This window comes from Actinomadura kijaniata (assembly GCF_014138665.1).
GTDB lineage: Bacteria > Actinomycetota > Actinomycetes > Streptosporangiales > Streptosporangiaceae > Spirillospora > Spirillospora kijaniata.
Genome location: NZ_JACJIA010000004.1, coordinates 754,902 through 777,130 on the forward strand (window position 1 = coordinate 754,902; position 22,229 = coordinate 777,130).

The window sequence follows — 22,229 nt, forward strand, 5'->3', positions numbered from 1 at the left end:
CGAGGGGCGGCTCGGCGGTCAGGCGCAGGTGCGGGGTGTGTCGGGGGTGTGGAAGGACCTGACCGACAACGTGAACTCGATGGCCAACAACCTGACCAACCAGGTCCGCAACATCGCCCAGGTCGCCACCTCCGTCGCGGGCGGCGACCTCACCAAGAAGATCACCGTGGACGCGCGCGGCGAGATCTTCCAGCTCAAGACCACCATCAACACGATGGTGGACACGCTGTCGGCGTTCGCCGACGAGGTGACGCGCGTCGCCCGCGAGGTCGGCACCGAGGGCGAGCTCGGCGGCCAGGCCCGCGTGCGCGGCGCGTCCGGGGTGTGGAAGGACCTCACCGACAACGTCAACGCGATGGCCAACAACCTCACCTACCAGGTCCGCAACATCGCGCAGGTCACCACCGCCGTCGCCAACGGCGACCTCACCAAGAAGATCGACGTGGACGCCCAGGGCGAGATCCTGGAGCTCAAGACCACCATCAACACGATGGTGGACACGCTGTCGGCGTTCTCCTCCGAGGTGACCCGCGTCGCCCGCGAGGTCGGCAGCCGCGGCGAGCTCGGCGGCCAGGCGCAGGTCCCCGGCGCGTCCGGGGTGTGGAAGGACCTGACCGACAACGTGAACCTGCTCGCCTCCAACCTCACCACCCAGGTCCGCGCCATCGCCGAGGTCGCCAGCGCCGTCGCGCGCGGCGACATGACCCGCTCCATCACCGTCGTGGCGCAGGGCGAGGTCGCCGAGCTCAAGGACAACGTCAACCTGATGGTGGCCAACCTCCGCGAGACCACCCGCGCCAAGGACTGGCTGGAGAGCAACCTGGCCCGCATCGCCGGGCTCATGCAGGGCCACCGCGACCTGGTCGAGGTCGCCGGGCTGATCCTGTCGGAGCTGACGCCGCTGGTCGCCGCGCACTACGGCGCGTTCTTCCTGGCGCAGCGCGAGAAGGGCCGCGAACCGGTCCTGCGGCTGATCGCGGGCTACGGGTACCGCGGCCACCACCGCCGCAAGGAGGAGATCGAGTTCGGGGTGGGGCTGGTCGGCCAGGCCGCGGTGGAGCGCAAGCGCCTCATCATCGTCGACGCCCCGCCCGACTACATCAAGATCTCCTCCGGGCTGGGCGAGGCCGCCCCGGCGTGCGTGGTGGTGCTGCCGATCGTGTTCGAGGACGAGGTGCTCGGCGTGATCGAGCTGGCGGCGTTCAGCCGGTTCTCGGACGTGCACCTGGCGTTCTTCGACCAGTTCGTGCACACCATCGGCGTGGCGATCAACACGATCATCGCGAACGCGCGCACCGAGTCGCTGCTGGCCGAGTCGCAGCGCCTCACCCACGAGCTCCAGGAACGCTCGGCCGAGCTGCAACGCCAGCAGGGCGAGCTGCGCCGCTCCAACGCCGAGCTGGAGGAGAAGGCGGCGCTGCTGGCCCAGCAGAACCGCGAGATCGAGGTGCAGAACACCGAGATCGAGCAGGCCCGCCGCGCCCTGGAGGAACGCGCCGAGCAGCTCGCGCTGTCCTCGCGCTACAAGTCCAACTTCCTGGCCAACATGTCGCACGAGCTGCGCACCCCGCTGAACAGCCTGCTGCTGCTGGCCAAGCTGATGTGGGCCAACCCCGACGGCAACCTCACCGACGAGCAGGTGCAGTTCGCCCGCACGATCTACGGCGCGGGCCGCGACCTGCTCCAGCTGATCGACGACATCCTCGACCTGTCCAAGATCGAGGCGGGCAAGATGGAGATCCACCCCGAGGACATCCCGCTGACCAAGCTGGTGGACTACGTCGAGGTGACGTTCCGGCACGTGGCCGTCGAACAGGGCCTGGACTTCGAGGTGGCGCTGGCCGACGACCTGCCGCGCACGCTGCGCACCGACGAGCAGCGGCTCCAGCAGATCGTCCGGAACCTGCTGTCCAACGCCATCAAGTTCACCAGCGAGGGCGCGGTCCGGCTGGAGGTCTCGGTCGCCGGCGGGGTGGTGTTCGGGTCACCGGCGCTGCACGCCTCCGAACGGGTGATCGCGTTCAGCGTCATCGACACCGGCGTCGGCATCGCGCCGGGCAAGCTGGAGGTCATCTTCGACGCGTTCCAGCAGGCCGACGGCACCACCAGCCGCAAGTACGGCGGCACGGGGCTGGGCCTGTCGATCTGCCGGGAGATCGCCGAGCTGCTGGGCGGGGAGATCAGGGCGCGCAGCGTCCCGGGGCACGGCAGCACGTTCGTGCTGTACCTGCCCGAACGCAGCCCGCACGGCCCCGGCACGGCGGAGCCGTCCGGTGACGGCGTGGAGGTCCCGGCGGGCCTGGCGGTGACGCCGCCGCCCGGCCCGGACGCGCGGATCGAGACGGCCGCGCGGCTGGCCGACCCGGGCCCGGTCGTGGCCCGCGACCCGCTGTTCGAGGGCCGCACGGTGCTGATCATCGACGATGACATCCGCAACGTGTTCGCGCTGTCGACCGTGCTGGAGCGGTCGGGGATGCGGGTGCTCTACGCCGGTGACGGGCGCAAGGGCATCGAGACCCTGGAACGCGAGGACGGCATCGCGCTGGTGTTCATGGACGTGATGATGCCGGAGCTGGACGGCTACGCCACCACCCGGGAGATCCGCGCGATGCCGAGGTTCGCCGGGCTGCCGATCGTCGCGCTGACCGCCAAGGCGATGAAGGGCGACCAGGACAAGTGCCTGGCCGCCGGGATGTCGGACCACGTCACCAAGCCGGTGGAGATCGAACGGCTGTTCGCGGTCCTGCGCCACTGGCTCGACACCCCGAAACCCGCCGACGAACAGCATCCCACCGGGGAAGAAAAACCCGCCGACCAGGGAAGACCTCTCAACAAGGGGCTCGCCGACCCGGTGGAGCCCATCGGCCGAGGGAAGCCCGCCCGAGAGGAAAAGACCTCCGGCGAAGGCACGCCCTCCAGCAGGGAGAAGCCCGCCGACAAGCAGAAGCCCATCGGCCGGGAGGGACCCGCCGAGCAGCGGAAGGCCGGCGAAGAGGGGATGTCCTCCGGCCAGGGGACGTCGGGCGATCAGGGGGAGTGCATTGACCGGCGGAACGGAACCGTTCATGGATGACGCGACTCGTGTGCTGCTGGTCGATGACCAGGAGGAGAATCTGATCGCCCTGGCGGCGATCCTCAAGAACGTGGACGCCCGGGTCGTGTCGGCGCGGTCGGGGGAGGACGCGCTGCGGGCGTTGATGACCGACGACTTCGCGGTGATCCTGCTGGACGTCGTGATGCCGGAGATGGACGGCTTCGAGACGGCCTATCACATCAAGCGCAAGGACCGGACCCGCGACGTTCCGATCATCTTCCTGACGGCGGCGCGCAGCGAACCGGACCTGGCGTTCCGCGGGTACGCCGCCGGGGCGGTGGACTACCTGGTCAAGCCGTTCGACCCGTGGGTGCTGCGCTCCAAGGTGGAGATCTTCATCGAGCTGCACCGGGCCCGCCGCCGCGCCCGTGAGCAGGCGGCGATCATGAGTGGGCTGGTCCCCGGCCTGACGGACCTGGTGCGGGGCGTGACGCTGGTCGGCGAACTGCACGAACGCATGGCGTCGGTGCGGGAGGCGGCGGTCGCGCTGGGCGACGCGGTCGACGAGGACGCGTCCGCGGTCCACCTCAAGGAGGTGTGCGACCGTCTCAAGAGCGAGCTCGCCCGCCTGGACGCCGCCCACGCCGCGGTGCTCGGGTCACCGGTCGCCGGGGCGTAGCAGTCCGCGGTCGAACGCGGCGGCGACGGCGGCGGCGCGGTCGTTGACGCCGAGCTTGGCGTAGAGGTGCAGCAGGTGGGTCTTGACGGTCGCCTCGCTGACGAACAGCTTCGCGGCGGCCTCCCGGTTGGTCGCGCCGCGCGCGACCAGGCCCAGCACCTCCCGCTCGCGGGGGCTGAGGGGCTCGGCGGGAGGCGCCTGGACGGGGGCGCGCAGGCGCTGGAGCAGCAGCGCCGCCACCGACGGCGACAGCACCGACTCGCCGCGCGCCGCCGCCCGCACCCCGCGCAGCAGTTCCTCCTGCGGCGCGTCCTTCAGCAGGTAGCCGGTCGCGCCCGCCTCGACGGCGGGCAGCACGTCGCGGTCGGTGTCGAACGTGGTCAGCACCAGCACCCGCGCGGGCAGGCCCCGTTCGGCCATCCGCCTGATCGCGGTGACGCCGTCGGTGCCGGGCATCCGCAGGTCCATCAGCACCACGTCGGGCCGCAGCCCCTCGGCCAGCCGGACCGCCTCCGCGCCGTCGGCGGCCTCGCCGAGCACGGTGACGCCGGGCACGCCGGTGAACATGCCGCGCAGCCCGTCCCGCACCACCGGATGGTCATCAACGATCAGCAACCCGACCGAAGCACCACCCGTGCCGCCGTTCGCGCCGTCGGCCGTGCCGTCGTTCGGGTCGGGGCTCACGCCGGGCTCCCGGCGGGGACGGCTGGGACGCTCGCGTAGACGGCGGTGCCCATGCCCGGCTCGGACTCGATTTCCAGGGTTCCGGCGACGCGGCTCACCCGGCGGCGCATCGCGGTCAGCCCGTAGCCGCCGTCCGCGCGCGGCCGGACCAGCTCGGGTGCGAATCCGGTCCCGTCGTCGCGGACGTCGAGGGTCACCACGTCGCCCATGTAGGACAGGGTGACCGCGACGCGGGTCGCGGCCGCGTGCTTGGCGACGTTCGCGAGGGCCTCCTGCGCGGTGCGCAGCAGCGTTCCCTCCACCTCCGGATGCATGGGCCGCACGGTACCGGTCGTGGTGACCTCGGCGGGAACGCCGTGGTCGTCGCTCCAGCGCCGCGCGGTCGCGGCGAGCGCGTCGGGCAGCGCCGCGTCCTCCAGGGCCTGGGGCCGCAGCGCGCGCACCGAACGCCGCGCCTCCGTCAGGCTCTCGCGCGCCATCCGCTGCGCCAGGTCGATGTGCCGCAGCCGCCGCGTCTCGTCGTCGCGCGCCTGCTTGGCGGCCTGGAGCTGGGTGACGACCCCGGCCAGGCCCTGGGCGATGGTGTCGTGGATCTCCCCGGCCATCCGCTGGCGCTCGTCGTGGACGCCCGCCTCGCGGGCCTGGGCGAGCAGCTGGGCCTGGAGCCCGGCGTTCTCGGCCATGGCCCGTTCCAGTTGGATGTTGGCCTCGGCGAGCTGCTCGATCATCGCCTTGCGGCGCAGGGACTCCTGGTCGCCGCGCCAGGCGAAGAAGGCGAACGCCCCGGCCATCAGCGCGTTCACCGTGAGCATCCCCACCCAGACCGGCCAGCTCTCGGCGGTGATGTTGCCGATGCCGCCGATCTGGGACACCGCCGCCAGCGACGCGGTGGCGACCACGCCGGGGACGCGCCAGGCGGCGGGCAGCAGGAACGCGTACAGGTAGCCGGAGATGATCGCGAACCCGAACATCGGGTTGACGAGGACCAGCGCGGTGAGCAGGCCGAGCAGCCCGACGTAGGAGAGGGTGCCGGGCAGGGGCCGGTTCCGCCAGCGGGTGTACCGGAACGCCATCCAGGTGACCCACAGCGCGGTGGCCCCGGCCAGCGCCAGCACGGCCAGGACGCGTCCGGGCGAGGAGTGGTCGACCAGCAGCGCGAGGACGGTCGCCACCGTCAGTGACACGTGCGGCACGGCCGACAGGCCGAAGCGTTCGCGGCGCTGCCATGCCTCCAGCCCGGTCGTCGGCCCGTCCATCCCGTCTACTCCCACCGGAAGAGTCTGGCGGCGGCCACGGTGGCGACCAGTCCGTAGAGGGCCATTATCGCCAGCTGGGAGATCCGGACGTCGTGCCCCATCCAGGCGTCCCGCATCGCCCGCAGGCCCGCGCCGAGCGGGGTGAGGTCGCAGACGCGCTGGAGGAGGCCCGGCATCCTGTCGTAGGGCAGGTACACCCCGGCGAGGAACAGGCTGGGGAAGAACAGCAGCGAGCCGAGGGCGTTCCCGGCCCGCGCCGACGGGGCCACGGCGGTGACCAGCGCGCCGATCGCCAGCAGCGCCCCCAGGCACAGCAGCGCGGCGGCGGCGAACGCGGCCGGGTCGCGCGGCAGGGCGGTGCCGAACACCGCCGTCCCGACGGCGAGCAGCGTCGCGACCGACACCAGCGCCGCGCCCGCGTTGACGACGAGCTGGGCGACCAGCAGGGCCGACGGTTTCACGGGGGTGGCGCGCATCCGCCGCAGCACGCCCTTCTCCCGGTAGTCCGACAGCACGCCCGGCATCATCATCAGCGCCAGGATCGCGAACGCGACGGCGATGCCGAGCGCGGCCATGTACTCGGTGAGGGCCTGCCCGCCCAGGTCCTCGGCGGGCCGGTCGGCGTCGGGGACCAGCCCGAACCCGAACAGCAGGGCCAGCGGCAGCGCCAGCGCGAACAGCGGGGTGAGCAGCTCGCGCATCCGCAGCCGGAACTCGACGGCGATGATCCTGCCGAGCATCAGACCTCCAGGGGGCGGCCGGTGAGGGCAGGGTAGGCGTCGTCGAGGGTGCGCCGGTCGATGCGCAGCTCGGCGACCAGGACGTGGTCGCGGGCCAGCGCGGCGGTGACGGCGGTGGCGAAGTCGCCCGCGCCGGTGACGACGACGCGGCGGCCGTCGCGTTCCACGCCGGTCACGCCGGGCAGGGACGTCAGCAGCGACGGGTCGAGGTCGTCGACGGGTCGGAAGCTCATCCGGTGCTCGCCGCCCACCCGCGCGATCAGCTCGGCGGGGGTGCCGGTGGCGCGGACCCGGCCGCCGTCCAGCACGGTGACCCGGTCGCACAGCTCCTCGACCTCGTCCATGAAGTGGCTGACCAGCACGACGGTGACGCCGGACTCCCGCACCCGGCGGATCAGCCGCCAGGTGTCGCGGCGGGCCTGCGGGTCCAGTCCGGTGGTCAGCTCGTCCAGGAACGCGACGCGCGGGCGCCCCACCAGGGCGAGCGCGATATGAACGCGCTGCCGCCAGCCGCCCGACAGCTTGGAGTAGCGGACGTTCCGCTTGTCCTCCAGCCCCCAGTCGGCGAGCAGTCCCGGAAGGTCGCGGGGCTCGCGGTAGAACGAGGAGTACAGCTCCAGGGCCTCCCCGACCCTGATGGACCCGGGCAGCCCGGTCTCCTGGAGCTGGACGCCGATGCGCTCGCGCAGGCGGTCGCCCTGGGCGTGCGGGTCCATCCCGAGCACCCGGACGGTCCCGGTGTCGGGGACGCGCAGCCCCTCCACGCACTCGACGGCGGTGGTCTTCCCGGCCCCGTTCGGCCCGAGGATCCCGAAGATCTCGCCCTCCGCGACGGTGAAGGAGACGCCGTCCAGCACGGGCCGTCCCCCGTACCGCTTGCCGAGGTCCTCGACCTCGATGACCGCATGACTCATGCCTCCAGCGTCGCGGCCGCGGGGGCGCCCCCACATCCTCCGATCGGTTCCGGAAAGGCTGATCCCCCGTATCCACCGAACGGGGGACACGGGGGATCAGGGGGGCGGGTCAGGAAGCCGGGTGGGGCCGGGGGATGGCCTTGTGCTCCAGGTAGGCGGTCAGGCCCTCGGGGCCCAGCTCGCGGCCCAGGCCGCTGTCCTTGTAGCCGCCGAACGGGGTGTTGGGGTCCAGCACGTAGAGGTTGACGCCGCAGCTTCCGGTGCGGATGCGGCGGGCGACCTCGACGCCGTGGTCCACGTCGGCGGTCCAGACCGAGCCGCCGAGGCCGTAGTCGCTGTCGTTGGCGATGCGGACCGCGTCGTCCTCGCCGTCGTAGGGGATCAGCGCCAGCACCGGGCCGAAGATCTCCTCGCGGGCGATGCGCATGTCGTTGGACACGTCGCCGAACACGGTCGGGGCGACGTACCAGCCGCGGTCGTGCGGGCGGGTGAGGCCGCCGGTGAGCAGCTTGGCGCCCTCGTCCTGGCCGACGCGGATGTAGTTCTCGACGCGCTCCTGCTGGCGGCGGGCCACCAGCGGGCCGATCTCGGTGCCGTAGTCGGCGGGGTCGCCGACGTTCAGGCCCGCGACCATCGCGGTGAGGGCGTCGGCGACCTCGTCGTAGCGGCTGCGCGGGGCCAGGATGCGGGTCTGCGCGGCGCACGCCTCGCCGTTGTTCATCAGCGACGCCATCTTGAAGCCCTCGATGGTGGTCGCCAGGTCGGCGTCCTCCAGGATGATCGCCGCGGACTTGCCGCCGAGCTCCAGGGTGACGGGCTTGAGCTGGCGGCCGCAGACCTCGCCGATCTGGCGTCCGGCGGCGGTGGAGCCGGTGAAGGCGACCTTGTCGACGTCGCGGTGCGCCACCAGGTACGCGCCGACCTCGCGGCCCGCCGGAACGAAGTTGATCACGCCGTCGGGGACGCCCGCCTCGCGGACCCACTCGGCCAGCAGGTAGGCGTCCAGCGGGGTCTCGGGGGAGGGCTTGGCGACGACCGTGCATCCGGCGAGCAGGGCGGGGGCCAGCTTGAGCATCAGGGTGAACTGCGGGACGTTCCAGGGGTAGACCGCCGCGACGACGCCGACGGGCTCGCGGGTCACGGTGACCGGGCCGAGCATGCCGGGCCGCTCCTCCTCCCAGGGGTAGGAGGCGGCGAGGTCCGCGTAGTACTGGAGCACCATCTGCGGCAGCGCCGCCTGCCCGAAGATCGAGAACAGGATCGGCGAGCCCATCTCGGCGGTGACCAGGTCGGCCATCTCCTGCTGCCGTTCGGCGTAGATCGCCGACAGGCGGCCGAGGACCGCGGCGCGTTCGGCGGGCGTCATCCGGGGCCAGGGCCCGTGGTCGAACGCCCGGCGCGCGGCGGCCACGGCGGCGTCGACGTCGGCCTCGGTGCCCTCGGGGACGCGGCCGATGACCTCCTCGGTGTGCGGGGAGACCACCTCGATGACGCCGGTTCCGGCGGGGGCGGCCCAGTTCCCGCCGATGAACAGCCGATCGTGCTCGCGCATGCCGGTACGCCTTCCATCCCGGGGTTTGACCGAATGCTTGCTTGGTGAACAGCATCGCACGGCTCCCCCGGGGATTGGCAAGAGGCGATGAGACGCCAGTCTCACCCAAAACGGGGAAGGCTGGGGGCATGACGGACACGACGATCGCCGACCTGTGGTTCGACCCGGCCTGCCCCTACACCTGGATCGCCTCCCGCTGGCTGCTGGAGGTCACCGAGGTCCGCCCGGTGGAGGTCCACTGGCACCTGCTCAGCCTGGCCGCGCTCAACGAGGACAAGGAGGAGGACCCCGAGGGCGACACCGAGGGCTACCTGTGGCTGCCCGCCCGGATCTGCGCCGCGGTCACCGAGCGCCACGGCCAGGCGGCCCTCGGCCGCTTCTACACCGCGCTCGGCGAACGCGTCCACGGCGGCGAGTGGACGACCGAGACCGTGCCCGACGCGCTCACCGAGGCGGGCCTGCCGCCCGAGCTGGCCGGGGCCGCGATGGACACCGGCCTCGACGACGCCGTGCGCGCCTCCACGCGGGAGGGCGTCGGGCTGGTCGGGGAGCACGTCGGCAGCCCGATCATCGCGGCGACGCGGCCGGACGGCGGGCGCGCCGCGTTCTTCGGCCCGGTCCTGTCCCGCATCCCGCGCGGCGAGGAGGCCGGGCGGCTGTGGGACGGCACGCTGCTGGTCGCGGGCGTCCCGGGCTTCCACGAGCTGAAGGGCGCCCCGCACGCCGCGCCCGACTTCGACTAGACGGTGTTTCAAGGCCCTGGCCCACGGCGCTCGCCCCGGGGGCTAGGCCGTGTTTCAAAGCCCTGGCCCACGGCGCTCGCCTGGCGGCTCGCACCTCACCAGGGCTCGGCGAGCGCGACATCGCTTCGCGATCTGACCTGCGGGCCCTCGCCTCCGGCGTCGGGCCCGCAGGTCAGGTAACGCGCTCGCGTGCGCGGCTGAGGCCCACTTTGAAACAGGCCCTAGGCGTAGGCCGCGCCGAGGACCGCGTCGGGGCGCCGGGACCGCAGCAGCGCCTCCAGCTCGGCCACGTCGGCGGCGGGCTCGGTGAGGAGGCCCTCGTTGTAGTCCCGCACGAGCGTGGCGACGGTCTCGCGCGCGCACGACTTGTTGGTGCCGATGAACCCGGTCGGGCCGCGTTTGATCCAGCCGGTGACGTAGGCGGCGTCGGCATCGGTGACGCGCCCGGCGGTGTGCGGGACGGTGCCCGACGCCTCGTCGAACGGCAGCCCCGGCACCGGCAGCGCCCGGTAGCCGATCGAGGCCAGCACCAGCCCGGCCTCGACGTGCTCGACCTCGCCGGTCGGAACGGCGTGGACGGCGCCGTCGCGCGCCTCCAGGGCGGTGCGGGCGAAGTCCACGCCGTCGCCGGTGAGGCGCTGGGGGGCCAGCAGGTACCGCAGGACGACGCGCCGCCGGGCCCCGGCCGCGTCGCGTCCGGCGAGCTCGCGCAGCAGCCGCAGCTTGTGCCGGAGGGAGTGGGAGGTCTCGTCGGCGCCGGTGAGGTCGAGGTCGGCGGCCGGGACCGACACCGCGACGTCCGGCGCGTTCGCCAGGCCGACCAGCTCGGGCAGGGTGAACGCCGAGTGCGCCGGGCCGCGCCGCCCGACCACCCAGACCTCCTCGATCCGGCTGCCGCGCAGCGCCGCCAGCGCGGCGGGGGAGATGTCGGTGGCGGCCAGCCGGTCGGGGTCGGCGGTCAGGACGCGGGCGACGTCGAGGGCGACGTTGCCGTTCCCGATCACCACGGCGCGCCGGTGCGACAGGTCGAACGCGCGGTGCGCGTGGTCGGGGTGGCCGTTGTACCAGGCCGTGAACTCGGTGGCCGGCACCGCCGCCTCCGCGCCCGGGACCGTCAGGCGGCGGTCGGCGGACGCGCCGACCGCGTAGACGACGGCGTGGTGGTGGCGCAGCAGCTCCCCGTGCGTGACGTCGCGGCCGACCTCGACGCCGGTGTGCAGGTGGAAGCCGGGCTGCGCGGCGATCGTGTCGAACTGCCGGGTGACGCGGCGGGTGCCCTGGTGGTCGGGCGCGACGCCGGCGCGGGCCAGGCCGTAGGGGGCGGGCAGCTTCTCGTACACGTCGACGCGCGCGCCGGGAACGGTCAGCACCTCGTCGGCGGCGTACATCGCGGCGGGCCCGGACCCGACGATCGCCACGCGCGGCGGCGTCGGCCGCGCCCTCACCTTCAGCCGCGGCGGGACGGGGGCCAGGACCGGCAGGCCGTCGCGGGACCGGTCGCGGTAGAAGTCGGCGTTGATCTCCAGGAACGGAAGCTGCGCCCCCTCCAGCCTCCGGTGCGGGACGATCGCCCCGACCGGGCACGCGGTCACGCAGGCCCCGCAGTCGACGCACGCCCGCGGGTCGACGTACAGCATCTCCGCGGTGTGGAAGTCCGGCTCGTCCGGGGTGGGGTGGATGCAGTTCACCGGGCAGGCCTGGACGCAGGAGGCGTCGTTGCAGCAGGACTGCGTGACCACGTGGGTCATGGATGCTCCCTCTCCGTGCCGGGGTTCAGGCGGCGGGCTGGGCGGTGCGGTGGGGCTCGCTGCGGAAGCGCGACGGGTCGCCGTCGATGCCGAGCCTCTTCCACAGCCGCCGGGACGCGGCGTTCATCAGGCCCAGCTCCTCGGCGAGGGTGCGCACGTCGCCGAAGTAGGCGCGCAGGATCTCCTGGGACCTGGGGCTGTCCCAGAACGCCTCGCGCATCACCTGGCGCGGGATGTCGAACCTCCTGGCCATGTCACGCGGCGGCGTCATGATCGCCCCGGCGAGCCAGCGCATGATGATCGGGAAGGCCAGCGAGGTGGCCGCGCGGCCCGTCCTGGTCTGCCGCCGGACCCGCTCGGTGAGGAAGCGGTGCGCGAACGAGATGTGCCGCGCCTCCTCGGCGATGTGGATCTGCATGGTGCGCAGCAGCGCGGGCGGCAGCTCCTCGCCGCGCCGGATGGCGTCCTTCTGGAAGTGGTCGATCGGCTCCTCGCCGGCCAGGATGCCGATGAAGAAGACGATGGGCAGGTAGGCGCCCAGGTGCCAGAAGTGGGAGGTCGCGCGGTAGTCGGCGCGCATGCCCGGCACGTCGACGCCGATGCGGTTGACCAGCTCCTGGAACATCTGGATGTGGTTGCACTCCTCGGTCATCTCGTGGAGGCAGTACCGGAACTCCGGGGTCTGGTTCGGCAGCCGCATCGCGTACTGCATCATGCCGCGGATCAGCACGCTCTCGAACTGGAGGCCGACCTTCTGGATGTTGGCGATCCGCCACATCCCGATCTCGATCTTCCGCTCCTCCGGCAGCGCCCGGTACCAGGGGTGCGCGCCGAGCGGGTCGCAGTCGTCGGGCAGGATCCAGCGCGGGTCGTCCGGGTCGATCCGGTATTCGGGGGAGTCCCAGTCGATGTCGAGGTAGGGGTCGAAGCGCCGCGCGACCGAGCCCTCCGACAGGGTCGCCAGCACGTCCCGGTACTCCTGGTCGATCATCATCCGCAGCCACCTCCGGGGGTGTCCCGCGTCGCCGCCGCGCGGGCCAGATTTACGATTGCGCCCTGGACTGTAAATAGTAAGTGATCCCTTGGTCAAGGGAGAAGGGTCCTATAGTTGGGGTGGGCAACATCACCCTCATCCCGCCGCCCCGTCGGCGACGACCGGCTGACACCGCGACATGACTGCGAGACGACCCGTGACCGAACCGGCTGACGGCGCGCCGGACGACGCCCCGGCGCCCGGCCGGACCCGCCGGGGGGCGGCGGGCCGGACGCCCGACGAGATCCGCGCCCTGATCCTGGACGCGGCCGCCGAGTGCCTGGTGGAGGGCGGCTTCGCCAACGGGCGGCTGCTGTCGGCGATCGCCCGCCGCGCCGGGATCTCCCGCCCCACGCTCTACAAGTACGGCGGCACCGTCGAGGACATCCGCGAGGCGCTGGTCCGCCGCGAGATCGCGGTCTTCGCCGAGGACCTGATCCCCCGGCTGCGCACCGCCGCCTGGACCGGCGACGACCTGGTGGACCTGCTGGTGTTCGTGGTCGGCTACGGCCGCCGCCACCCGCTGCTCCAGGCCGCGCTGCGCGACGTCCCCGAGATCATCCTGCCGGTGTTCACGGTGAACGCCGAGTCCACCATCCGCCGCATCTCCAAGCTGCTCCAGCCGCTCATGCAGGAGCACATCGACGCCGGACGCGTCCCGCCGGTGGACGTGTCGCTGCTGGTGGACGCGCTGTTCCGGGTGGCGGTGTCGCTGATCCTGGTGCGCGGGCCGCTCGACCTGGACGACCCCGAGACGCTGCGCGGCTACCTCGACGTCGCGCTGGGCGCGGTCGCCGACCTGCGCGCCCAGCCGGTGCCGAGCTGACCCGGCACCGGGACTAGGCCGTGTTTCAAAGCCCTGGCCCACGGCGCTCGCCTGGCGGCTCGCACCTCACCAGGGCTCGGCGAGCGCGACATCGCTTCGCGATCTGACCTGCGGGCCCTCGCCTCCGGCGTCGGGCCCGCAGGTCAGGTAACGCGCTCGCGTGCGCGGCTGAGGCCCACTTTGAAACAGGCCCCTAGGCGCCGGGCAGGTGGGCGTTGGGCCGCCGGGCGCGGTCGGCCAGTTCGGGGATCACCACGACCTCCACGCCGTGCGCGCGCAGCAGCTCCGCGCCCGTCCCCTCCACGAACAGCGACGGCTCGGACCAGGCGAACACCACCCGCCGCACCCCCGCCGCGACGATCAGTTCCGCGCAGGGCCGGGGCCGCGACCCGCGCCGCCCGCACGGCTCCAGCGAGGAGTAGACGGTGGCGCCGCTCAGGTCGGCCGCGCCGAGCCGGGCGAGCGCGGCCTCCTCGGCGTGGTCGTGCGGGTCGTGCTGCCGGGAGAATCCGCGCGCCAGCTCGCGGCCGTCGCCGTCCACGACCACCGCGCCCACCGAGAACGCGGTCGGCGACGGCGGGCACCGCTCGGCCAGGTCGCAGGCGAGCCCCAGCCAGGCCCGGTCGCCGGGGCGCTCAGCCACGCGCGCCCCCGACCAGGTAGCGCAGCAGCGCCAGGTTCCCGATGCGGGTGACCTCCTCCAGCCGCATCGGCCGGTCGGGCGACTGCGGGAAGACCCCCGACTTGGCGAACCGGGGCGCCGACGGGTCGCCGATGAAGAACGGCGCGACCACCAGTTGCAGCTCGTCCACCAGCCCCGACGTCAGGAAGTGCGTGTGGATGCCGCCGCCGCCCTCCACCATGAGCCGCCGCACGCCGCGCGCGCCCAGGTCGTTCAGCATCGCCGGGAAGCTCACCGGGTCCCCGGCGTCGACCACCTCGGCGCGGTCGCCGAGCCGGACCGCCACCTCGTGCGCGGTCTGGGAGTGGGAGTAGACGAGCTTGGGCGCCTCCCCGGTGGTGAAGAACCGCGACTCCGGGTCCAGGTCGCCGCTCCAGGTCACCGTCACCTTGACGAGGTCGGGGCTGCGGCCGCGCGCCTTCCGCCTGGCCCGCCGCGCCTCCGACTTGACCAGCAGTTTGGGATCGTCGCGGCGGACGGTTCCGGCCCCGACCAGGATCGCGTCGCAGGTCGCGCGCACGTCGTCCACCCGGTCGAAGTCGGCGGGGCTGGACAGCCGCAGCCGCTCGGGGGAGGCGTCGTCGATGTAGCCGTCCACCGACATCGCGCAGCTCAGCAGCACATAGGGACGCTCGCTCACGCCGTGAGCATAGGGCAGGAGACCCGCCGGCGCGTGCGGTGATGAAAACATCACTCCTTGTGACCGAAAAGGATCGTGTCGGCCCGGAAGTGTGATCCTTTGGTGCGGACCGGCGTTTCTGTGCCGGATGTGCCCCCGTGGTGCCTAAGGTGAGTGCGCGATGCGAATCCTCCACACCTCCGACTGGCACCTCGGCAGGTCCTTCCACCGCGAGGACCTGCTGACCGCGCAGGGGACGTTCGTCGACCACCTGGTCGAGACGGTGCGCGCCGAACGGGTCGACTGCGTGCTGATCTCCGGGGACGTGTACGACCGGGCGCTGCCCGGCGTGGACGCGGTGAGGCTGTGCAACGAGGCCCTGGAACGCCTGGTCGCGCTCGGCGTCCGCGTCGTGCTGATCGCGGGCAACCACGACTCGGCGCACCGCCTCGGCTTCGGCTCGGCGCTCATGGACGCCGCGGGGGTCCACCTGCGCACCGACTTCGCGCGGGTGGGGGAGCCGGTCCTGCTCGACGGCGCCGCGGTCTACGGCGTCCCCTACCTGGAGCCGGAGCTGCTGCGCCACGACTGGGAGCTGGACGAGCGCAGCCACGCCGCCGCGCTGACCGAGGCGATGCGCCGCGTCCGCGCCGACGCCGCCACCCGCCCCGGCACCCGGACGGTCGTGCTGGCGCACGCGTTCGTCACCGGCGGCGAGGCGTCCGACAGCGAGCGCGACATCTCCGTCGGCGGCACCTCCCACGTCCCGGTCGGGGTGTTCGAGGGCATCGACTACGTGGCGCTCGGCCACCTGCACGGGCGGCAGGCGATGACCGACCGCGTCCGCTACTCGGGGTCGCCGCTGGCGTACTCCTTCTCCGAGGAACGCCACCTCAAGGGCTCCTGGCTGGTGGACCTGCGCGACGACGGGATGGAGGCGGCGTTCGTCGAGGCCCCGGTGCCCCGCCGCCTCAAGCGCCTGCGCGGCACCCTGGAGGACCTGCTCCACGACCCCGCCCTCGACGCGTACGAGGACCGCTGGATCCAGGCGACGCTGACCGACGCGCGCCGCCCGCCCTCGGCGATGGAACGCCTGCGCCGCCGCTTCCCGCACGCCCTGGTGCTGGGCTTCGAACCGCGGGAGGGGCCGGGCGAGGACGCGCGGACCTGGACCGAGCGGGTGAGGGGGCGCTCCGAGCTGGACGTGGCGGGCGACTTCGTCGCCGAGGTCACCGACGGCCCGGCGGGCGAGGCCGAACGCGCCCTGCTGCACGAGGCGTTCGAGGCGTGCCGGCTGAAGGAGGCCAGAGCGTGAGGACGGGGGGCGGGGCGTGAGGCTGCACCGGCTGGAGGTCACCGCGTTCGGGCCGTTCTCCGGCACCGAGGTGATCGATTTCGAGGCGCTGTCGGACGCGGGGCTGTTCCTGATCCAGGGGCAGACCGGCGCGGGCAAGACCAGCGTGCTGGACGCGGTCTGCTTCGCCCTGTACGGGGCGGTGCCCGGCGTCCGCAACGACGTCAAGGGCCTGCGCAGCGACCACGCCGCTCCGGGCGCCGCGCCGCGGGTGGTGCTGGAGGCCACCATCCGGGGCCGCCGGTTCCGGATCACCCGGTCCCCGGCGTGGGAGCGGCCCAAGCTGCGCGGCACCGGCACCACCACCGAGAACGCGAAGATCGTGCTGGAGGAGCACGACGGCGACTGGACCGGCCTGACCACCCGCATCGACGAGGCGAGCGACCTGGTCGGGCAGTTGCTCGGGATGAACCGCGACCAGTTCTGCCAGGTGGCGATGTTGCCGCAGGGGGCGTTCGCGAGCTTCCTGCGCGCCGACGCCGCCGAGCGCCGCAAGGTGCTGGAGCGCCTGTTCGCCGCCGAGGTGTTCACCCGCGTGGAGACCTGGCTGGCCGACCGCCGCGCCGCCACCCACCGGCAGGCCGAGGCGCTGCGCGCGCGGGTCGCCGACGTCGCGGGCCGGATCGCCGAGGTCGCCGCCGCCGAGCTCCCCGCCGACCTGCCGCCGGAGGCGCTGCCCGCGTGGGCGGCCGAGGTCGCCGCCCACCACGCCGACATCCTGGCCTGCGCCGAGACCCTGCGCGCCGAGGCCACCGCCGGCCTGGCCGCCGCGCGGGCCGAGGGGGAGGCCGCGCACGCGCTCGCCGAGCGGCAGGCCCGCCACGCCCAGGCGCTGCGCCGCCGCGAGGCGTTCACCGAACGCGCCGAGGAGCGCCGCCGCCTCACCTCCCGCCTCGACGAGGCCGAGCGCGCGGGCCGCGTCGTCGGCCTGGTCCGGCAGGCCCGCCGCCACGCCGAGCAGGCCGACCGGTCCCGCCGGTACGCCGCGCACCTGCGCGAGCGGGTGGAGCCGCTGGTCGGCGCGGACGTCGCCGAGGACGTGCTGGGCAAGGCCGAACGCGACCGCCGCGACGAGATCGCCACCCTGGACGGCCGCCGCGCCGACGCCGAGCGCCTGCGCCGCTACGACGCCGAACGCGCCCAGCTGGCCGGGGAACGCGCCCGCCTCGAACCCGCCGCCGCCGACCTGGCCCGCCTGCTCACCGAACTCCCCGACCAGGTGCGGGCGCGCGCGAGGGCGCTGGAGGCGGCCAACGTCGCCGCCGCCGAACGCCCCGGCGCGCAGCACGCCGTGGAGACCGCCGAACGCCGCTTGGCCGCCGCCCACCGCCGCGACCGCCTGGACGACCTGGTCGTGCAGGCCGAGGACGCCCACCGCGCCGCCACCGACGTCGCGCAGGAGGCCCGCGACCGCGTCCAGGCGCTGCGCCAGGCCCGGCTGGACGGCATGGCGGCCGTGCTGGCGCGGGAGCTGGTCCCCGGCGAGCCGTGCCTGGTCTGCGGCTCGCCCGACCACCCGCGCCCGCTGGCCTCCTCCACCGACATCCCGGGCCAGGACGAGGTGGACCGCGCCCAGGCCGAGGCCGACCGGGCGCAGTCCCGGCGCGAGGAGGCCGCCGCCGAGGTCGCCCGGCTCCGCGCCGAGCACGCCCACCTGGCCGAGGACGTCGGCGACACGACCGCCGAGGCGCTCGCCGAGGACCTGGAGGACGCCCGCGCCGCGCTGGAGTCCGCCGCCGCGCGGGCGGCGGAGGCCGACCGGCTGGCGTTCGAGCTGAGCCGGGCCGAGGAGCGGCAGGACAAGGCCCGCGCCGAGCACGACCAGCTCACCGAGCGCCTCACCCGCAACCGCGCCCGCGACGAGGAGCTGGCCGCCGAGCGGGACCGGCTGGCCGCCGCGCTCGACGAGGCGCGCGGCGAGGACCCGTCCCTGGACGCCCGCGTCGCCCGCCTCACCCGCGAGGCCGACGCCCTGAAGGAGGCCGTCGAGGCGGAGCGGCAGGCCGCCCACGCCGAGCGCGCCCACGCCGAGTCCCGCGAGGTGGCGGCCACCGCCCTGGCCGACCAGGCGTTCCGCACCGCCGAGGAGGCCCTGACCGCCTGGCTGGAGGACGAGGAGCAGGGCGAGCTGCGCGGCCGGATCGACTGGTTCAGCCGGGAGGAGGCCGCCTTCCGCGACCGGCTCGCCGACCCCGAACTGATCGCCGCCGCGGCCGAGCCCGCGCCCGACCTGGACGCGCTGCGGGCCACCCTGGAGACCGCCGAGGCGGTCCACACCACCGTCGCGTCGTCCGCCGAACGCGCCGCCCGCCGCCGCGCCCGCCTGGCCGAGCTGCGCGCCGACCTCGACGCCGCCGTCGACGCCTGGCTCCCGGCCGCCGAGGAGCACCGCGTCGCCGAGCACCTGGCAGGGGTGGCCTCCGGCAAGTCGGGCGCCAACCGCCTGGGCATGTCGCTGTCGGCGTACGTCCTGGCGGCCCGCCTGGAGCAGGTCGTGAACGCCGCCAACGAGCGCCTGGCCCGCATGTCGGCGGGCCGCTACGCCCTGCTCCACACCATCGACAAGGCGGCGGGCGACCGCAAGAAGGGCGCGGGCGGCCTGGGGCTGCGCGTCACCGACGCCTGGACCGGCCAGGACCGCGACCCGGCGACGCTGTCGGGCGGCGAGTCGTTCATCACCTCGCTGGCGCTGGCGCTGGGCCTGGCCGACGTGGTGACGGCCGAGGCCGGCGGCACCGAGATCAACACGCTGTTCGTGGACGAGGGCTTCGGCACCCTGGACGAGCAGACGCTCGACGAGGTGATGGACGTCCTGGACGGCCTGCGCGACGGCGGCCGCGCCGTGGGCATCGTCAGCCACGTGGCCGAGCTGCGCGCCCGCATCCCCGCCCAGCTCCGCATCCGCAAGGGCCGTACCGGCTCCACGACGACGGTGATGGTGTGACCATGGACCTCTCGGAACTCCTCGGCCCCGGCGCGGTCTGGTCGTCCGACCACGAGGGGGCCAGCGGCACGGTCCGGCGGGTGACGGCGGGCGGCGGGACGTTCTACGTCAAGCAGGGCCCCCCGGCCGCCGCCGAGCATCCGCGCCTGCGCTGGCTGGGCAAGTACCTGCCGGTGCCCGAGGTGGTGGCGTTCACCGGCGGCGCGCTGGTCCTGGCCGACGTGGGCGCGCCGTCCCTGGAGGGCGCCGCCCCGGCCGACATCGGCGCCGTCATGGGCCGCGCCCTGCGGGCCCTGCACACGCTGCCGGTCCCCGACTGCCCGTTCGACGGCCGCCTGGCCACGGTCCTGGAGCGCGCCGCCGCCAACGTCCGCGACGGCGCGGTGGACCCGGACGACTTCGACGACGACCATCGGGACCTGACCCCCGGGCAGGTCCTGGACCGCCTGTTCACCACCCGCCCGCCGACCGAGGACCTGGTGGTGGCGCACGGCGACTACACGCCGTCCAACGTCCTGCTGCCCGCGTCGGGCGACCCGGTGCTCATCGACGTTTCGGCCCTCGGCGTCGCGGACCGCTACCGGGACCTGGCGATCGCCCGGCGCGACCTGGTCGAGGACCACGGCGAGGCGGCGTGGGAGGCGTTCTGGGAGTCCTACGGACTGGTCCCCGAGCCCGACGCGGACCGCCTGGACTACTACCGCCTGCTGGACGAGCTGTTCTGATCCCCCGGCCGGGCGGGCGAAGGCCCCGCGCCGATGACGGCCGGGGGGCGACGCGGGGCCTTCGGTCCAGGGGGACCTGCCCGTGTTACGGGCGATCACGGCGAAAGGTTCATTCCGGGCCTGGAGGCGCCCCGCGCCACGGGAGGGTCAGGGCCGTCGCCAGCAACAGCAGCGCGCCGGCCGCCATCGCCACGCGCGGCGCGGTCAGCGTCGCCAGCAGCCCCCAGGACAGGACGCATCCGGCGCGGGCGAGCTGGGAGGTCACCGACCAGGCCGTCAGGACGCGGGCGAGGCCGTCGCGGGCGGCGCGTTCCAGCCGGTACGTCGCCATGATCGGGTTGAACATGCCCATGGCGAGGACCGTGCCGGTGTGGACGGCGATGATGAGGGCGAGCCCGCCCCAGCCCGGCCCCGCCAGCGGCAGCAGCGGCATCCACAGCACCCGCGCGACGCCCGCGCCGAGCAGCACGGCCCGCCGGTTCCGCCGGGCCAGCCGGCGGCCGACCCGCGCCCCGACGACCCCGGCGACGCAGGGCACGCCGACCGACAGCCCGTACTGGAACGGCGTGAACCGCAGCTCGCGCAGCATCAGCACCGCCAGCACCGGCGCGACCGCCATGATCAGCGCGCTCACCGCCACGGTGTTGAGGAACAGCGGCCACAGCACCCGGTCGCGGCGGATGATCCGCCACCCCTCGGCGATCTCGCGGCTCCGGCGGGCGTCCCCGGCGCGGCGCGGCGGGGCGGGCTCGGCGGCGCGCAGGGACCGCACGCCCACCGCCGACAGCAGGTAGCTCGCGGCGTCCACCAGCATCGACGCGGCGGGCCCGAGCGCCGACACCAGCAGCCCGCCGACCGGCGGCCCCACCGCCGAGGACGTCCACTGCACGCTCTCGAACCGGGCGTTGGCCGCCGTCAGCGCCTCGGCCGGGACCAGCGCCCGCAGGTGGGGGCCGGAGGCGGCCACGAAGACGATCTGCCCGACCGCCATGAGCACCGCCGCCAGCAGCAGGTGGACGTAGGTCAGCGCGTCCAGCGCCAGCGCCACCGGAACGGTCAGCAGCACCGCGCAGCGGGCCAGGTCCGCGCCGACCAGCAGCGGCCGCTTGCGCCGGAACTCCACCCACGGGCCGAGCGGCAGCGCCAGCAGCGCCCCGAACGCCCCGCCCACCGCCATCAGCAGCGACACCTGGAACGCGCCGACCGCCAGCACCGTGACCGCGAGCCACGCGAACACGTCGGTCGCCACCGCGCTGCCGACCGCGCTGACCGCGTACGCGGTCCACAACCGCGAGAAGTCCGTTCCCACGCCGGTCCCTCCACCTCGACGACCAGCGCAAGCAGACCGGATCCGGCGTCCGGAGACAAACAGCCGCCGGGCGTGGGGGGACAACCGGCGGTTGTCCGCGCCGGTCGCCGGGGGCGCGGGGCGCCCCGGGGGTCAGAGGTAGAGGCCGGTGCCGTGCTCGGGACGCTCGGAGGCGATGGCGTGCAGGTCGCGTTCCCGCATCACCAGGTAGTCCTCGCCCTGGATCTCCACCACGAACTGGTCGTCGGGGTGGAACAGGACGCGGTCGCCGACCTTCACGGTCCGCGCGTGGTGCCCGACCCCGCAGACCTCGCCCCATTGCAGGCGGTTGGACTGCTCGACGGTGGCGGGGATGACGATGCCGCCGCTGCTGCGGCGTTCCCCGCTGTCCTTCTCGACCTTGATCATGACACGGTCGTGGAGCATCTGGACTTCGAACTTGGCCTCGGACACGCTGGGAGTTTATCCGCCCGATCGGGGCAGGGCGCGCCACGCGCCCTCGATGATCTCCGGCAGCGCCGACCGCTCGGGCCGCCAGCCCAGGTCGCGGCGGATCGCCGCGGAGTCCCCGACCAGCAGCGGGGGCTCGGGGCGCGGGGGCCGCCGCAGCACCGGGACGGGCCGTCCGGTGACCTCCTCCACGGTCGCGACCACCTCGGCGACCGAGGCCCCGGAGCCGCCGCCGACGTTGTAGACTGCCTCGGCGCCCGGCCGGGCCGCGTCCAGGGCCGCGACGTGCGCCGCCGCGAGATCGTCCACGTGCAGGTACTCGCGGACGGCCGAACCGTCGCCGTTGACCTCCAGGTGCGGGGCGTGCCCGGCGGCGACGGCCAGGGCGCGCGGGATCAGCCGGGTCGGGTCGGGGTCGGGGCGGCCCGCCACGGACCCGGCGGCGTTGAACGTCCGCAGCACCACCGCCCCGGCCGCCCCGGTCCGCGCGTGGTACCGCACGGCCTCCTCGGCCGCGAGCTTGGACGCCCCGTACGGGCTGGCCGGGGCGGGCGGCTGCGTCTCGGGCACCGGCTGGACCGGCGGCGCGCCGTACACCGCGGCCGTCGATCCGTACACCACGCGCGGCGCGGGCACCGCGCGCAGCAGGTTGACGGTGCCCTGCACGTTCACCTCGAAGTACCGCAACGGGTCGGTGAACGACTCGCGGACCCGCGTCAGCGCCGCCAGGTGCACCACCGCGTCGAACGGCCCGTCGAACGTCAGGCTCCCGGCGTCGAGCAGGTCCCCGACGACCGGCCGCACGCCCGGCGGCAGGTCCCGCGCGGCGTCGCGGACCAGGCCCGCCACCTCGTGCCCGGCGGCGACCAGCCGCCGCCCCACCGCGTACCCGACGTACCCCGCCGCCCCCGTGACCAGCACCCGCATGGCCGCCAGC

General features: G+C 74.1%; 19 protein-coding genes. 7 read left to right on the forward strand and 12 right to left on the reverse strand.

All coding sequences use genetic code 11. The features are described 5' to 3' along the window. Positions 1–3,073: ATP-binding protein (locus HNR61_RS47930; RefSeq protein WP_246443023.1), on the forward strand; the 3,073-nt coding region annotated here is incomplete at its 5' end. Then, the gene (locus tag HNR61_RS19520; RefSeq protein ID WP_182844543.1) at positions 3,066–3,713 is read left to right on the forward strand and encodes a response regulator; all 648 of its coding nucleotides are present in this window, start codon (positions 3,066–3,068) and stop codon (positions 3,711–3,713) included. The genes HNR61_RS47930 and HNR61_RS19520, both read left to right, overlap by 8 nt. Here HNR61_RS19520 and HNR61_RS19525 read toward each other — a convergent pair. The 5 genes from HNR61_RS19525 to HNR61_RS19545 form a co-directional block, all read right to left on the reverse strand. Beyond that, positions 3,693–4,397 carry a response regulator gene (locus tag HNR61_RS19525; protein ID WP_312897978.1) on the reverse strand — a complete coding sequence of 235 codons (705 nt, stop codon included), beginning with the start codon at positions 4,395–4,397 and terminating at the stop codon, positions 3,693–3,695. The genes HNR61_RS19520 and HNR61_RS19525 overlap by 21 nt on opposite strands. Then, the gene (locus HNR61_RS19530; protein ID WP_182844544.1) at positions 4,394–5,653 is read right to left on the reverse strand and encodes an ATP-binding protein; all 1,260 of its coding nucleotides are present in this window, start codon (positions 5,651–5,653) and stop codon (positions 4,394–4,396) included. The genes HNR61_RS19525 and HNR61_RS19530 overlap by 4 nt, the downstream gene beginning before the upstream one ends. A 5-nt stretch (positions 5,654–5,658) precedes the next feature. After that, the gene (locus HNR61_RS19535; protein ID WP_182844545.1) at positions 5,659–6,393 is read right to left on the reverse strand and encodes an ABC transporter permease; all 735 of its coding nucleotides are present in this window, start codon (positions 6,391–6,393) and stop codon (positions 5,659–5,661) included. Then, entirely contained in the window at positions 6,393–7,307 is a 915-nt protein-coding gene (locus HNR61_RS19540; protein WP_182844546.1) for an ABC transporter ATP-binding protein, read from the reverse strand. The genes HNR61_RS19535 and HNR61_RS19540 overlap by 1 nt, the downstream gene beginning before the upstream one ends. Positions 7,308–7,416: 109 nt before the next feature. Then, on the reverse strand, positions 7,417–8,859 hold the full coding sequence (locus tag HNR61_RS19545; protein ID WP_182844547.1) for an aldehyde dehydrogenase: 1,443 nt from the start codon (positions 8,857–8,859) through the stop codon (positions 7,417–7,419). A 128-nt stretch (positions 8,860–8,987) separates the two neighbouring features. On the opposite strand from HNR61_RS19545, the gene HNR61_RS19550 reads away from it, so the two are divergent. Then, on the forward strand, positions 8,988–9,602 hold the full coding sequence (locus HNR61_RS19550; protein WP_182844548.1) for a DsbA family protein: 615 nt from the start codon (positions 8,988–8,990) through the stop codon (positions 9,600–9,602). Between the two features lie 221 nt (positions 9,603–9,823). Here HNR61_RS19550 and HNR61_RS19555 read toward each other — a convergent pair whose 3' ends face one another. Both HNR61_RS19555 and HNR61_RS19560 read right to left on the reverse strand, forming a co-directional pair. Beyond that, positions 9,824–11,350 (reverse strand): FAD-dependent oxidoreductase, encoded by a 1,527-nt coding sequence (locus tag HNR61_RS19555; RefSeq protein WP_182844549.1) that lies wholly within the window; start codon positions 11,348–11,350, stop codon positions 9,824–9,826. Positions 11,351–11,375: 25 nt separating this feature from the next. Continuing rightward, positions 11,376–12,344: an AurF N-oxygenase family protein gene (locus HNR61_RS19560; protein ID WP_182844550.1), complete on the reverse strand. Its 969-nt coding sequence runs from the start codon at positions 12,342–12,344 to the stop codon at positions 11,376–11,378. 196 nt (positions 12,345–12,540) lie between these two features. Here HNR61_RS19560 and HNR61_RS19565 point away from each other — a divergent pair, with 196 nt between their 5' ends. Beyond that, positions 12,541–13,209: a TetR/AcrR family transcriptional regulator gene (locus HNR61_RS19565; protein WP_312897979.1), complete on the forward strand. Its 669-nt coding sequence runs from the start codon at positions 12,541–12,543 to the stop codon at positions 13,207–13,209. 193 nt (positions 13,210–13,402) lie between these two features. On the opposite strand, the gene HNR61_RS19570 is transcribed toward HNR61_RS19565, so the two are convergent. Next, positions 13,403–13,852, reverse strand: coding sequence for a deaminase (locus HNR61_RS19570; RefSeq protein ID WP_182844552.1), 450 nt, complete (start codon positions 13,850–13,852; stop codon positions 13,403–13,405). Next, positions 13,845–14,531: a RibD family protein gene (locus HNR61_RS19575; RefSeq protein ID WP_182844553.1), complete on the reverse strand. Its 687-nt coding sequence runs from the start codon at positions 14,529–14,531 to the stop codon at positions 13,845–13,847. The genes HNR61_RS19570 and HNR61_RS19575 overlap by 8 nt, the downstream gene beginning before the upstream one ends. 160 nt (positions 14,532–14,691) lie before the next feature. Here HNR61_RS19575 and HNR61_RS19580 point away from each other — a divergent pair, with 160 nt between their 5' ends. From HNR61_RS19580 to HNR61_RS19590, 3 genes are read left to right on the forward strand one after another with little or no spacing between them, the layout of a single operon-like run. After that, positions 14,692–15,825 carry an exonuclease SbcCD subunit D gene (locus tag HNR61_RS19580; RefSeq protein WP_182844554.1) on the forward strand — a complete coding sequence of 378 codons (1,134 nt, stop codon included), beginning with the start codon at positions 14,692–14,694 and terminating at the stop codon, positions 15,823–15,825. A 16-nt stretch (positions 15,826–15,841) separates the two neighbouring features. Then, positions 15,842–18,808, forward strand: coding sequence for an AAA family ATPase (locus HNR61_RS19585; RefSeq protein ID WP_182844555.1), 2,967 nt, complete (start codon positions 15,842–15,844; stop codon positions 18,806–18,808). 2 nt (positions 18,809–18,810) lie between these two features. Continuing rightward, a complete protein-coding gene (locus HNR61_RS19590) occupies positions 18,811–19,533 on the forward strand; it encodes an aminoglycoside 3'-phosphotransferase (RefSeq protein ID WP_182844556.1) in 723 nt (240 codons plus the stop codon). A gap of 109 nt (positions 19,534–19,642) precedes the next feature. On the opposite strand, the gene HNR61_RS19595 is transcribed toward HNR61_RS19590, so the two are convergent. The 3 genes from HNR61_RS19595 to HNR61_RS19605 form a co-directional block, all read right to left on the reverse strand. Beyond that, the gene (locus HNR61_RS19595) at positions 19,643–20,842 is read right to left on the reverse strand and encodes an MFS transporter (protein ID WP_182844557.1); all 1,200 of its coding nucleotides are present in this window, start codon (positions 20,840–20,842) and stop codon (positions 19,643–19,645) included. A gap of 132 nt (positions 20,843–20,974) precedes the next feature. Then, positions 20,975–21,295: a GroES family chaperonin gene (locus HNR61_RS19600; RefSeq protein ID WP_182844558.1), complete on the reverse strand. Its 321-nt coding sequence runs from the start codon at positions 21,293–21,295 to the stop codon at positions 20,975–20,977. A 9-nt stretch (positions 21,296–21,304) separates the two neighbouring features. Then, positions 21,305–22,219, reverse strand: a complete 915-nt coding sequence (locus HNR61_RS19605; RefSeq protein ID WP_182844559.1) for an NAD-dependent epimerase/dehydratase family protein — start codon at positions 22,217–22,219, stop codon at positions 21,305–21,307. Positions 22,220–22,229: the final 10 nt, after the last annotated feature.